This window comes from Methylophilus sp. 'Pure River', assembly GCF_046765995.1.
Taxonomy (GTDB): domain Bacteria; phylum Pseudomonadota; class Gammaproteobacteria; order Burkholderiales; family Methylophilaceae; genus Methylophilus.
In genome coordinates this window covers 104583-118428 of record NZ_JBKOUE010000011.1, presented here as the reverse complement: position 1 = coordinate 118428, position 13846 = coordinate 104583, and the positions used below count along the sequence as shown (strand labels likewise).

The window sequence follows — 13846 nt, the reverse complement described above, 5'->3', positions numbered from 1 at the left end:
TCAATGACTTCATCATCTTCATCATCGACGATATAAGTATCGTTGCCTTTGCCACCGATGAGCGTGTCCGCACCAGCCCCACCATCCAGAATGTTGTTGCCAGTATTGCCGGTAAGTGTTTGATCCCCACTACCAGCTTCAATTGAGAAATCACCAGTAAGGTTGGTGCTAATATAGTTGAGTAAGTTCGTAAGGTCGGAGTTAGCTTGGAAATCTGAAAGCTGAGAAAAGGTTAATGCATTTAATGACATTCCACTAAACGACAGCGCGTTGCCGTTTGCATCAGACAGTGAAAAGTCTGAGACTGTGCCACCAGTAATATCCATGTCGGCATTGACAGACATATTACCTTTTAGTGAATATGAAAAATTATCATTGATTACTTTGATCAGTGTTGTTGTTCCGCCTGTGACATCAGCTGTGTTTCGATCAACATTTAATCTGCCAACATACTCTACTGATAGATTGTTTGTATTCGATTGGTAAGAAAAAGATGAGTAATACCCGGAGTACAATCCATTGTTGTAATTGAACGAGACATTGCCAGTAATCTTCAATGATGCAATTGTTGAGTTGCTAAACTCAATTGAGGTTACTGTGACGAGTGGGGAATCATCTAAAAAATGATTGCCTCTGACAATGATTTGGCCCCCATTATTCCAATCGTAGCCTACTAAGCGAGTATTGCTTGCGCTAGTTTCGCTAATAGAAGTAGCGTCAAAGTTATCAAGAAATGTGATTGGTTTCTCTACAGCAGTTGTTATTGCTGTTTCTACTGCTCCCAAATCTAACTCTTCTAAGCTGTTGTATTGTAATTTCATAATTATGGTTGTTAGTATTGTTATTTAAAGTAAAGAAACACTACATTGAAAGCAATCAAAGTTCAAGTGTGTAATTTGATAATTTTATGAAATTGGGATGTTTTCATATATAGCTCTTTAGGGCGTGTAGAAGTTGTATTAAAGTGATTCTTTAAAGTGAAAAAAGAAAGTCGTATTTAAATGTTAGAAAAATTAGTTGCTGCCGTGGCGGCCTGGATTATAGGTGTCATCTCCACCATGGGTTATGGCGGTATCGTATTACTGATGGCGATTGAGTCTGCCTGTATTCCATTACCTTCCGAAATTATCATGCCGTTTGCCGGATTTTTGGTGACGAAAGGCGAAATGACTTTGTGGGGGATTGCGCTGGCTGGAGCAATTGGCTGTGTGGTGGGCTCTATCCCGGCTTATTATCTGGGCATGTACGGTGGCCGTCCGTTGGTGGAGAAGTTTGGCAAATATGTGCTGATCAGTAAAAAAGACCTCGATATGGCGGACCGCTGGTTTGAGCAGCATGGCGAGATTATCATTTTTATTGCCCGCTTATTGCCTGCAGTGCGTACCTTTATTGCATTCCCAGCCGGTGTGGCACGCATGAATATGACGCGATTCATCGCTTACACTTTTGTTGGTTCTTTGATTTGGTGCGTTGTACTTGGCTATGTGGGCATGAAGGCAGGCGAGCATTGGGAGGATTTAAAAGTCTACTTCCATGAGTCGCATTATGTGATTGCCGCATTGGGCCTGGTATTCGTGGCCTGGTATGTGCGCAGGCATTTTAAAAATGAGGCTGAGTAATCAGTCGGCTTCAAAAAAATAAAAAGGCCGTTATGCGGCCTTTTTATTTGAACTGTCTAATCTATGCCATCAACCAATGGCAGCACTTGCCGCTTTTAGGCGAGCATGGTTTCTGCCTCTGAGCTGTCAGCCTGATCATCATCCGCAACGGCTATCACCTTTAACATGCTGTGGCTGAGGTCTGCAGGCTCAATGGCACGCACCAGGGTCCCATTATCTACAGTTGCATTGGCGGCAATACTCGCCAACATAAGTGCACTGTAAGCGAATACCACAGCTAATACCGATTTCATCCATTACCCCACTGATTTTTTATATTGAAATCAGACTGTATCAAAGGTAGGCAAGTCATTTAAATAGCTCTTTAAGGCCAATGATTTAACCATTTAAATGTTGTGTCCAGGTGAGCGGCGTCCTCTAGGTTGGTATTTGCGCGGTCACAGCGCGAACTTACTTCCAGGTGACCAGTTGCGACAAGGCTCTACGCGTTTTCGCTCTCGGCTCGTGTTTGCGATAACCAAACGCCACCATGTAGGCGAGGCCATACTCTTGCAGATTCACACCAAACTGTTCGGCCAGTAGTGCGTCGGTTTCTTTTTGCTTAAATCCTTCAATCGGGCAGCTATCGATGCCGCGCATGGCGGCGACTGTCATCATGTTTGCCAGCGGTAAATAACATTGCTTGGCCGCCCAGTCGAACAGTTTTCGTTCGTCACTGAGGTCAAAATCAGATTGCTGGAACTGCGTGTAAAAGCCCAGGCGCATATCGGCCACCTCTTGCGGGTGATGTTGTACCTCACGCATAAACTGTGGCAAATAAGGGCCTTTGGGGTCTAAAAATGGTGATTTCATGGCCAGGCAAAGTACAAAATGGCTAGCTGTATCTAGTTTGAGTGGTGCGCCCCAGGCATGTTGCTTGAGGCTTTCGCGTAACGCCTTGTCTTGCACGACAATAAAGTGCCAGGGCTCAAAGCCGAAAGAGCTCGGCGATAAGCGGGCGGCTTCCAGAATAAATTCAAATTCCTCGGCAGGAATCTGCTTGCTGGCGTCAAACTCTTTGCAGGCATGGCGGAAGTTGAATGCGTTTAAAATGGCTTGTTTTTCTATCATGAATGATTCCTGTAGATGTGTGCTTTTAAGATTGCCTGGTATTCACGTAGCTGACAAAGATCGCCGAAGTAATGACCAGTAAAAATTGGATCGTGTACAAGAGATGAAAATCATCTAAATTCACAGCAGATTTAACCAGAATAGAGACGGTAATGGCAACACCTAGTACGGTGCCAATCTGGCGGATAGCCTGATTAATGGCACTGCCAATCGCATAGTCTTTTTGTGGTAAGTCATGCACTGCGGCGCCTGAGAGTGAAGGCATCACCAGCCCGACGCCGATGCCTGAGATGAGTTGCCCTGGCAGGCAAGCCCACAGGTAATCCGGGATAGCGGTGATTTCACTTAAATACCAGATTGAGCTGGTTGAAAAAATCAGGCAGCCTGCAACCAGCACCATTTTGTGCCCATAACGAGAGGCAATTCTGCCACCCCAAAGCGCGGTGGGGACGACTGTTGCTGGGCCGACCATCATGGCCAGGCCCGCTTGCGGCAAGCTGTAGCCCCAAATTTTTGTCATCAGAAAAAAGAACGAAAAGAACATGGTGGCAAAGGCCGTTGAAAAGAACAAGGCAGCAATATTCACTGCGCGGTAGGTGCGGTTTTGGAATAAATTCAGATCAACCAGCGGATTGCTTGTTTTCTTGCACCAGTACACAAATAGCACCAGTAAGCCCAGGCCAGAGCCGCCCATTAGCATTGGAATATGTGGTTGGTTTAAATAGTTTTTATATTCAATCAGGCTACTGGTGATGGCGGAAATCGCTGCAATAATCAGCAACATGCCTATGAGGTCAAATCGCAGGTGGCTGGCAGGATTGCTGGATTCGTTGAGCGTTTTGATGCCCATGAACAGGCAATAAATCCCCAGTGGGGCATTGATATAAAATGCCCATTCCCAGCCCCAGCTATCGACAATCCAGGCGCCCACGGCAGGCCCCAGTGCGGCGGCCAATGCGCCAGTCGCGCCCCATGCACCGACGACGATGGCCCGTTTGTCTTTACTGAATGCCTCTAAAATCAGCGAGAGTGCCGCTGGCCCTAAAAAGGATGCCCCTATGGCCTGAACGACCCTGGCTGCAATCAGGGTATGGATATTGGGTGACAATCCACACAAGACAGAGGCCAGGATAAACAGCGCGACACCGACCATGAAGATACGTTTACGGCCATACCTGTCTGCCAGGCCGCCGGCCGGGATCAGGCAGGTGGCGTAAACGATGGTATAGGCATTCATCACCCAGGCGATGCTGGTCGGGTTCGCCTCAGGAAAACTCTTAGCAATGCTATGAAAAGCGACATATAACACGGTGGTGTCTATGGACACTAAAAATGTCGCCAGACTGGCGATATGAAAGACCAGCCACGGGCTTACGCGACGTATCGCTAGATTGTGTTCAAGTGGGTGCATGTTATTCATCGTGTGGATGGCCATAAATCAATGACTTGTTCGACCAATTGCAGCATGTCCTCTTTGCTGGAGCCATTGATCGCTTGCAGCGATAACCCTTTATGCAAGGTGACGACATAGAGCGCCAGGCGTTGGCTATCGACAGTTGGTTTAAGTTCGCCGTCTGCTTTGGCTTGCTCAAAGCGCGCGATGAGTTTTTGCTGATGCTGCTGTAGTCCGGCCACCAGTTTTTGCTGGATGCCTACTTTTTGTAGTGCCTCACTGGCCGTACTCATCACCACCAGGCAACCGGAAGGTGATTCGTTGTAAAACAGGAGCTCGATGGATTTCACTAATAACATCCTGACCAATGATTGTGTGGTGGGTTCGTCAAACACCGCATGAAAATAGGCCGTTGGCCCTGAGGTATAAGCATTCAACACCTCTAAAAAGAGTTGTTCTTTATTGCCAAAGGCCGCATACAGGCTAGGTTTGTTCACATTGAGTGCGGTGGTCAAGTCATCCAGTGACGTGTTGTCGAAGCCTTTCTTTCTGAATAGATCAAGCGCAATCCTGAGTGCCTGGTCTTTATCAAAGTTTCTTGGCCTACCTCGAGGTCTTTTAGGAGAAATGTTGTTCATGAAAATTTCCCTTATATAAATATATACCAAATGGTACAAAAATATATTGACAATAGCAATAGCCTTGCTTTAAATTATTTATACCAATCGGTAAGTAATTTAATTTTTAAGGAAAACACAACATGAACAGACTGAATTCTATGCTCGGCAAAGCCTTTATTTTTCATTCACTTTTGAGCTTGGGCATGATCGAAGCGAGCGCTGGCAGCGCGAATGCAGGACTGGCTACAGCGCCTAACCAGACGATAGCAGCCAATGGCATCCAATTTTCATATCGCAGTATTGGCAATAAAAGCGGCACGCCCATCGTCTTGTTACAGCACTTCACCGGCACCATGGATTACTGGGATCCGGCAGTGGTAGATGGTTTGGCCAAAACGCACCAAGTCATTGTGTTTAACAATACCGGCATGGGGCACAGCTCTGGCAAGGTAGCAGACAATATTGCGCAAATGACCACAGATGCGTATGCATTTATTGCTGCCTTAGGCTATCGCCAGGTAGATTTGCTGGGTTTTTCCATGGGAGGATTTATCGCGCAAGAGTTAGCTGCCGCGCATCCGGACAAAATCCGCAAAGTAGTGCTGGTGGGTACGTCGAACAAAGGTGGCGGTGAGCACTTGATGAAGGTATTGGGCGAAGCGTTCTCACAAAACCTGCCAGACCCAAGGGTATATTTGTTTTTTACGCAAACGGCTGCTAGTCAGCAGGCAGGCCAGGCGTTTCTTGCACGATCCAGTGTACGCAAAGACCGCGATCCTGAAATCTCGAAAGACGATATGAACTCACATGCCAAGGCCTTGATTACCTGGGCCAATACCCCTGATACCGAATTCAGCTTGCTCAAGGCAATCAAGCAGCCAGTGCTCATTGTGCAGGGCTCTAACGATGAGATGTTGATCACGGATAACTCAATCACTTTGTACAAGCATCTGCCAAATGCACAACTGGTGTTATACCCTGACTCTGCCCATGGGTCATTATTTCAATACCCGGCGGATTTTGTTGGTAAAGTGAATCAATTCCTGAATTAAGCCTCAATACAACCGCCAGGGGAAGATTCCCCTGGCGGGATTGGCTATCGTGATTAAAAACGTTTCAGCACAATGCTGGCATTGACGCCACCAAAGCCAAAGCCGTTGCTAATGGCATATTGAATGGCCAAGGGCTGTGTTTTATCCCTCACAAAATGCAGGCCTTCTGCCTGAGCATCGACGTTTTCCAGATTTAAATTGTAAGGCACCTGCTGATCCCTCACCGACAATGCCGTAAAGATGGCTTCAATGCCGCCAGCAGCACCCAGCAAGTGGCCTGTAGAGGATTTTGTTGAGGTAATGGCTATCGGGCTATGTTCGCCAAATACCGTTTTGATCGCTCTCAGTTCGCCCGCGTCGCCGACCGGGGTCGAGGTCGCATGTGCATTGAGATGCTGAATATCGTTCGGCTTGATATTGGCCATGGCAATGGCGGCCTGCATGGCGCGTTTTGCGCCATCGCCATCTTCTGGCCCGGCGGTGATGTGGTAGGCATCTGCCGAGGTGCCATAACCAACAATTTCTGCAATGGGTGTTGCCCCACGCGCGGTGGCATGGCTGAGTTTTTCTATCACCAATATGCCTGCACCTTCGCCCATGACAAAGCCATCCCGCTGACTATCAAACGGGCGTGAGGCTTTTTCTGGCGTGTCATTAAAGCCGGATGACAATGCTTTTGCCGCCGCAAACCCACCCAGGCTGACCAGGTCAATACAGGCTTCTGTGCCACCGCAAACGGCAATATCAGCTTCGCCAGCGCGTATCATTCTTGCCGCATCCCCAATGGCTTGCACACCGGCCGCACAAGCGGTCACAGGCGCGCCTATCGGTCCTTTAAAACCATGGCGAATCGAGACGTGGCCTGCGGCCAGATTCACCAGAAACGAGGGCACGGTAAAAGGCGATAACCTGGCAACGCCTTTGTTGTCTGTAGTGCGCACCGCTTGCGCAATGGCTGGGAAGCCGCCAATGCCAGAGGCAATCACCGTCGCCGTCCTCGCTTGTTCTCTATCGCTCTGCGGAAACCATTTGGCCTGTTTAATCGCTTCTTCGGCCGCAACCATGGCAAATTGAATAAAGCGGTCCATTTTTTTGAGCTCTTTAAATGCAATCACCTCTTCAGGCGCAAAGCCGCCACTGGCATCATCCGCTTTGCTTGGCACAATGCCTGCAATTTTAGTGCTCAGGTTGTCAGCGATGTCGGCCGATAGCCTCATGATCCCTGATTGGCCACTCAACAAACGCTGCCATACTAGCTCAACGCCACAGCCTAAAGGAGAAACTATCCCCATGCCTGTAATCACAATTCTTTCCATAAGTCCTCTACACTGATAACCATTTATAATGGTTACTTTCAATATAAAAGTAACTATCTTACAGTAACTTTCATGATAAAAGTTAATTGGTGATCCAATGAAAAATAAAAGTCTTTTAAACATGCCTTGTCCGATTGCCAAAAGCCTGGAGCATGTCGGTGAATGGTGGAATATCCTGATTTTAAGAGAGGCGTTAATGGGCGTTTCCCGTTTTGACGACTTTCAGCACTATTTGGGTATCGCGACCAGTACACTCGCTAAACGGTTAAATGCACTGGTTGAGTCTGGACTGCTGGAGCGTCGGCGGTATTGCGAAAAGCCACCAAGGGATGAGTATGTGATCACCCAAAAAGGGCTGGATTTCAGACCGGTTTTACTGACGATGATGCAATGGGGAAACCAGTATTACGCAGACGGTAAACCTGCGATTCAATTGGTTGACACCCAAACCAACCAGGCCGTTGATTTAATGCTGGTGGATAGAAATACAAACATGGAAATCGACCCGCAGCGGCACAGGTCTCAAGCAGGGCCTGCGGCTGACGAGTTGATTAAAGCCCGTTTTGAGTGATCACTTTGGATCCGATCACTTGGAATTCCGCCTAAACGTCAACAAGTACCAATTGACCAATACTTAAAAACATAATGGCGGTTTTGACTGGCAGGTCATCTTGCCTGAATAGTTGCGCATAGTGGGTGAGTTGCATTTTAAAACTCGCCGCCAATAAATGCAGGTCGTCACTCTCTGCGACGGGCACAGACTTATAGTCAATAATCCAGCGTGCGCCATCTGCCACAAAGGTACGGTCTATGATTTTTTTACCTTCGCTGAGTTGCTCAATCGCCAGTTCCGAGGCCGCTTGTGTATGCGGCTGTAATACCCAGTGGCCATCTTCGGACTGCACGGTGGTGGTTAATAATTGAGCGACGTGGCTGGCGCCCAGGCTGGCTTCGCTATCACTGTAGCCTTGCTGTTTAAACCAGCGTTGCATGGGGTGTTGCAGCGATAAGAATGCGTTTTTTTCATGCGTCTGCCAGGCGGCCAAGCCTTGCTCGGCGATGAGTTGCAAGTACAAATGGGCGAGGGTGCCAATATCGGCTTCCAGCCGGTGGGCGCTATCGTTTTCTTTTGAGGCCTGATAACCCGTGTGGGTTTCGTGGTGTGTCGTTTGCAAGAGGGCAGGTGTGCTGGCTTCGCGTAAACGAATGAGTTTGGGCACAAACTGCCGGATATCAGATTCTTGTTGTGCACTGGGGTAGCGGCTGACAATATCGTGTTCGCTGCTAAACCACTGCTGCACTGCGGGCCATAACAAATGCAGAAAACTGTTTTTACGCGCTTGCGGTTCGCCACTTTTGTCCGGCTTGGCTGCGCCCAGTAAATGCAGTTGGCGTTCGGCACGCGTGGCTGCGACATAGAGCACGCGGGCGTCTTCGTAGGCGGCGCGGGTTTTGTCCAGGTCGTTTAGGTAGTCATACGTAGTGATCGTCGCTTGCTGGCGTTTGAGTGCTGTGGGCACAAACGGGGCGGCAACCAGTTCGGTGTGGCCGTCTTCCATAGGAACCTCTTCCCAAATCACCAGCTTGGCATCATCCGGCGGATTGCTGCCATCCAGACCGGGCAAAATGACCGTGTCAAACTCCAAGCCTTTGGATTTATGGATGGTCATAAACTGCAAGCTGGCGTCCGCTTTAGCGTCGGGCGCGGCGTAGAGCTTTTGTACATCGTCGGCCAGCGCTTGCGGGTTAAACTGGCCGTGTTGCTCCAGTGCGGCGATACGCGCAAAAAAAGCCTGTACATCCTGCACATCACTTTCATTCCACAGACAATTGGCGCCTCCCAGCCGCAGCCAGGTGTTGTGCACCCAGCGGCTGACCGTGGTGCGGCCACGCCACTGCAAGGCGTTTTGCATCACCTCGCGCACATGGCGAGCCCGGGTTTGGCCGTCGGCACTTAAACGGGCGAGAATGTGGTCGTCGCTCAATAAGCTAAGCACGCTGCGCTGGCCATCCTGGCCGATGAGCGCGTGCATGTCGGCCAGCGTCAGGCCGCACCAGGGCGCCCGCAATAGCGCCAGCCAGTGCACGCGGTCAGCGCGTTGGTGCAGCGCATGCGTGAGCGTGAGCAAGTCCTGCACAATCTGCCGATTCGCCAACTCTTCAATCTCAACAGCCTGAAAACTCAGCTCGGCATGATTGCGGCGCATTTCTGTCACTAGGGCATGCAAGTGTTTGCGCGCCCGCACCAGCACGGCGATGGTAGCCTCAGGGTTGTCGGCGCGTGTTTGCTGGATGATGCGGATAATCTGCTCAGCTTCGAGGTGACGGATGTCGGCCGGTTCTTCGTCTTCGCTATACACGGGGGTGATGAGTGGATGCACAAACACGCCTGCGCCCGTGGCCTCGGCCCGTGTGGCGACAAATGGCCGGTAAGCAATCGCGCCTTGCTGTGGCGCATCGCTTGCAGGCAGCATGCCTTGAAAGGTCTGGTTGATCCAGTCCACCACCGGCGGGCGGGAGCGGTTGTTACGCCACAGCTTGAGTGGTGTCAGCGCAATATCGCCTATGCCGTGCAGGGCGGCATTGAGAAACAGGCCGACATTCGCCTTACGGAAACGGTAAATTGACTGCATGGGGTCGCCGACGGCAAATAGCGTACGGCCATCGTCGGGCTGCCAGCCGCGTGTCAGCGCCTTAAGCAGGTCAATCTGCATCGGGCTGGTATCCTGAAATTCATCGACCAGTAAATGCTGGATGCGATAATCCAGTCGCATGGCCAGTTCGGTGGCTTCATCGCCTTCTTGCAGCGCCTGAAACGCGCGTTGGGAGATTTCGACGAAATCCACTTCATTTTGCGCTTGAAAGCATAACCATAGCTGTGCGGCGGCAATATTGAGTAACTGGCTCAGCGCCTGGATCATGGCATCGTCTTCGCCGTTTGCATCCGGCAACAGGCGGATGCGTGCCAGGCTACGCTCGCTGTCAGCGTGTTGGGCGAGGCCCGCCAGTATCTCGGTCAGCGCTTCTTTATAGGGCTTAGCCTCGTCGGTGGCGGCTAAGCCCATGTTTTTATCCAGCCGCTTGCGCAAACCGCCGCTACTGGTGAGCAGCAGCTCGGTCAGCGCACGCCAGTCTGGTAAATTTTCTATGTTGGCAGTCAATGGCGTTTGCCAGTCCAGCAAAGCGGATAGCGCATGCTCAGCTGGCAACTGGCTGGCGGCGTAGCGCGCAATAGGCATCAGTGATTGTTGCAGGCGGGCAGGGATGGCTGTTAGCGCAGCTTGCAATTCGCTTTCTATCAGGTAAATCAAGGCCGTTTGTGCCTGCGTATGGTCTTTGGTCTGACTTAAATGCAGCCATTGCTCACGCTTGGCCAGCATCGACATCAGCAGGCTTTCCAGCCTGGCTTGGTCATTATCCATATAGCGCAGCACACGGCGCACAGGTTCGCCCAGGCGCTCGTCATCCATTGTTTGCAATGCCAGGCCAGCCGCTTCACGGTAATAGGCCCAGGCATCTTCAGTCACGGCGGGTTGTGTGCCAAATCGGCTCAGTAAAGGCATTTGCCGCGCCAGGTTGGCGCATAGTGAGTCAATGGTGTAAATACGCAGCCGCGCCGGGCTGGCGAGCAAGTGCCATTGCAGTTCTGCCGAGCGTCGCAAGGCCTGTTGGCCTAAGGCATAAGTGATTTGTTTGTGCGGCGCCTCTGGCGGCACGCCCGTGTCTGCCAGCAATAAGCTATCGAGAATCCGCGCCCGCATTTCCGATGCTGCTTTATTGGTAAAGGTGATGGCGATAATCTCTTCGGGCGCCTGCACGGTTTGCAGCAGCTTGAGAAAGCGCTGCGTCAGCAGCTCGGTTTTACCGGCACCCGCCGGGGCTTCGACAATAAACGATTCCACAGCCAGCGCACGTTCGCGGTTGGCAGCATCCAGCGCCAAGGCTTGCTGGAAGTCAGTCTCAGTCATTTTCATACTGCCCCTCCGGCCTGAAGCTGCTCAAACTGCAATTGCCGTTCGGGCAGGCGCAACAAGGGCAGTACATCGCAATAACCGAGGTCTTGTTCAGCCTCAAACACCACGGCGGCTTCACCGGCCTTAAGTGCTAGGGCGGTGCGCGTGATTTGTGTGTGCCAATGTGTGAGTACCGATCGCCAGTCGGGGAACTGCTCAGGGTCAAACAATTTGTTTTTCTCGTGGTTAAAGGCTTTGATGCCAGGCACGATGTCATCTTCAGCGGCGACGCCAGCGAAGCCGCCATCAGTCAGGCGCAGCTTGCCAAAGCACACTGCTGCAATGTCGGCATCCTGTAGCAGAAAAGCGGCGTAAATCGGTAATTGTGGTTCGCTGATTTTGTCTGACGCCCAGTTTTTAAAGTCGGGCATGCTGCCGGTTTTGTAATCCACCACCACCAGTCGGCCATCGGCTAGCGTATCGACGCGGTCTATCACCAGTTTGACCTGTATGCCTTCAATGAGTGGTTTGAAGACTTGTTCGACCGAGGTGACGGCGAATGCTTGCGGACGTTCGCGTTCCACTTCCCATAACCAGGTCAGTGCCAGTTTACTCAGACGCTCTGCCTCCAGTTGGCAAAACACGGCAGAGAAGGGTTGGGCAAATTCGCTATTAAAGGCAGCGATGACCTCTGCGGCAATCTGGTCTAGCTGGGTTTTTAAGTGGTCGGCATCTACTGTTTGCCAATCCAGCGTCGTTTGCTGCGACCAAAAAGCTGCCAGCACGCGGTGGATGAGGTCACCGCGCTGCATGGCGTCCAAGCCATTGTGTGGCGTGTCCAGTTTGCGCGCTTTGAGGCGGTATTGGTAAAACGCCCAGGCCGGGCACAGCGCTTGCGCACGTAGCAAACCCGTGCCGCCGCTAATATGTTCACCTTCCTGTATAGGTGGTGCCTGGTGGTCATCCAGCCATTGCCAGTCTTGCGTGCTGTTGCGCGCCAAGGTTTCGGCCAGCGTCGCGGCACCTGCCGTTTCGGTGGCTTCTGGGATCGCTTGTATCAGCGGGCTCATGCGCAACAAACGATCGCCCTCTTGCCGGGCAGATGAAAAAATGACTTGTTTGGCCGAGCGCAGCAGGCGTTGGTGAATCTGGCTGGCAAAGGCCATTTGCACTTCGCTACTCGCATTGGGGGTGCCTGCCTGCCGCTGCAATTCAGCCGGGATCAGCGCATTGGTGCGCGATAATGGTGGCCAGACATGGTCGTTCATGCCCATCACCCACACGCCATCGAGTGGCTGCGCACTGGCTTCCAGCATGCCCATGACGGTGATATTCGGTAATCGCACGGTTTGCGGCTGGAAAATTTGTGCCTGGCATAACTGAGAGAGTCTGTGCAGCGCACTCATGGCATCTACCGGCCCCAGCCAGGCATCCAGTGCTGCCAGTTGTGTCAGTACGCTTTTAAACTTGGTCTGGCACTGGTGTTCGTGGCTGGATAAGCTGCGTTCGCCAGGCCAATGTGTGGCTGCCAGTAATGCAGTAAAGCTGGCCACCCAGGCGGAAGGAACTTGTTTGCGCGGTGTTTGTTTGGCTTGTGTCAGCAAAGCCGTTAAATCGGCATGCAGGGCCGGGCACAAAATCGGGTATTCATCCTGCTGCTTGCGCGAGACAAAGCGGGCGAAGGTCTGCGCGCTCACTTGCAGCGGTAACTGGCGGCGCATCTCGGCATCGAGTGCAGCGCGCGCATCCGCTTCATACAGCGCTTGCGACCAGTAAATGTCGGCCAGCAACACCGATAGTTCGGCTTGTGGCATGGGGCTGGCCTGAAAGGCTAGCCGTAATACATGCAATGCGCACTGTACCAGCGGCCAGCGGCTCAGTGGCAGACCCAGCGAAAACTCGTAACAGCGCGGCGTTTCGGCCTGAGCAGGGTGCAGCGCTTCTGGGTGAAAGGTGTCATCCAGCAGGTTGGCCAAGGTGTCACGCAGGCTATCCAGCTCGGGCACGACAATCGCCAGTGTGGCTTGCGGATTAGCGCTTAACTGCTGTTGCGCCCAGTGCACTGCCGCGCGCATTTCGTCCATGGCCTCGGCAAACGTCATGCGCTGTGTGTGTTGTGCGGTCATGCCGTGATCAAAGGCGCTAATGTGAACGCCTGCCGCTTGTAGCGTTTCTAAGAGGGTTTGTACATGCGGGTTGATGCGGTCAAAACCAGCCAGTTGTATACTGGCAGATAAGGTCAAAGTGTGCTGATGGAGTTGTTCCAGTTGCCAGGTCTGGTAACGTACGCCCTCCAGGTAGCCACTTTGTTTGCATAAGGTTTGAAACTGCTGGCGCCACTGCAAAAACTGGCGCGTCTCTTCGCTGGTATCGTCCATGTCCAGGCTGATATTCCACTCAATCAGGTAGCGGTTGGCCTCCATGGCGGCGCTGGCCAGGCCATTGGTATTGAATAAATCAATGGCACTGTGCTGGCGTAAACAATGCTGAATCGCCTGCTCCCAAAGCAAGGCTTCCTGCGTGGTGGATAACATGCCCAGTGGCGCCTGGGCGATATCAATTTGCCCGCACAATAGTGCGTGTTCTATGCGTTGATTCACCCAGTCTTGTAACGGAAACACCTGTGGTGCCTGCCACTGTGCATGGCCTTGTTGCTGATACGTCTGTTGCAGCCATTGCCGGATACCTTGCGCCAGGCGTGCTGAGGCGCACAAAATCACAGTGCCTGAATCAGGAAGAACATTGGTGGCCGTCATGGGTAAGTGTCAGCAGGAATTATTATC

General features: G+C 51.6%; 10 protein-coding genes and 1 pseudogene. 3 read left to right on the top strand and 8 right to left on the bottom strand.

The window, feature by feature from the left end:
- A pseudogene (locus ACIDE9_RS13330) lies at window positions 1–821 on the bottom strand (hypothetical protein); the annotation flags it as partial.
- Window positions 822–1001: 180 nt separating this feature from the next.
- Between ACIDE9_RS13330 and ACIDE9_RS13325 the strand changes: the two are divergent.
- On the top strand, window positions 1002–1619 hold the full coding sequence (locus ACIDE9_RS13325; RefSeq protein WP_411995188.1) for a DedA family protein: 618 nt from the start codon (window positions 1002–1004) through the stop codon (window positions 1617–1619).
- Window positions 1620–1714: 95 nt separating this feature from the next.
- Here the strand turns inward: ACIDE9_RS13325 and ACIDE9_RS13320 are convergent, their stop codons facing one another.
- The 4 genes from ACIDE9_RS13320 to ACIDE9_RS13305 form a co-directional block, all read right to left on the bottom strand.
- Window positions 1715–1912, bottom strand: a complete 198-nt coding sequence (locus tag ACIDE9_RS13320; RefSeq protein ID WP_411995187.1) for a hypothetical protein — start codon at window positions 1910–1912, stop codon at window positions 1715–1717.
- Window positions 1913–2069: 157 nt separating this feature from the next.
- Window positions 2070–2729, bottom strand: a complete 660-nt coding sequence (locus tag ACIDE9_RS13315; RefSeq protein WP_411995186.1) for an NAD(P)H-dependent oxidoreductase — start codon at window positions 2727–2729, stop codon at window positions 2070–2072.
- 25 nt (window positions 2730–2754) lie between these two features.
- On the bottom strand, window positions 2755–4140 hold the full coding sequence (locus ACIDE9_RS13310) for an MFS transporter (protein ID WP_411995185.1): 1386 nt from the start codon (window positions 4138–4140) through the stop codon (window positions 2755–2757).
- 5 nt (window positions 4141–4145) lie between these two features.
- Window positions 4146–4760 (bottom strand): TetR/AcrR family transcriptional regulator, encoded by a 615-nt coding sequence (locus ACIDE9_RS13305; RefSeq protein WP_411995184.1) that lies wholly within the window; start codon window positions 4758–4760, stop codon window positions 4146–4148.
- Between the two features lie 122 nt (window positions 4761–4882).
- Here ACIDE9_RS13305 and ACIDE9_RS13300 point away from each other — a divergent pair, with 122 nt between their 5' ends.
- A complete protein-coding gene (locus ACIDE9_RS13300; RefSeq protein WP_411995183.1) occupies window positions 4883–5794 on the top strand; it encodes an alpha/beta fold hydrolase in 912 nt (303 codons plus the stop codon).
- A gap of 53 nt (window positions 5795–5847) precedes the next feature.
- On the opposite strand, the gene fabF is transcribed toward ACIDE9_RS13300, so the two are convergent.
- Entirely contained in the window at window positions 5848–7110 is a 1263-nt protein-coding gene (gene fabF / locus ACIDE9_RS13295) for a beta-ketoacyl-ACP synthase II (protein ID WP_411995182.1), read from the bottom strand.
- 97 nt (window positions 7111–7207) lie between these two features.
- On the opposite strand from fabF, the gene ACIDE9_RS13290 reads away from it, so the two are divergent.
- Window positions 7208–7681, top strand: coding sequence for a winged helix-turn-helix transcriptional regulator (locus ACIDE9_RS13290; RefSeq protein ID WP_411995181.1), 474 nt, complete (start codon window positions 7208–7210; stop codon window positions 7679–7681).
- Between the two features lie 31 nt (window positions 7682–7712).
- On the opposite strand, the gene ACIDE9_RS13285 is transcribed toward ACIDE9_RS13290, so the two are convergent.
- Complete coding sequence (locus ACIDE9_RS13285) at window positions 7713–11084, bottom strand: UvrD-helicase domain-containing protein (RefSeq protein WP_411995180.1); 3372 nt, start codon at window positions 11082–11084, stop codon at window positions 7713–7715.
- Window positions 11081–13819: a PD-(D/E)XK nuclease family protein gene (locus ACIDE9_RS13280; protein ID WP_411995179.1), complete on the bottom strand. Its 2739-nt coding sequence runs from the start codon at window positions 13817–13819 to the stop codon at window positions 11081–11083. Before ACIDE9_RS13280 ends, ACIDE9_RS13285 begins: the two co-directional genes overlap by 4 nt.
- Window positions 13820–13846: the final 27 nt, after the last annotated feature.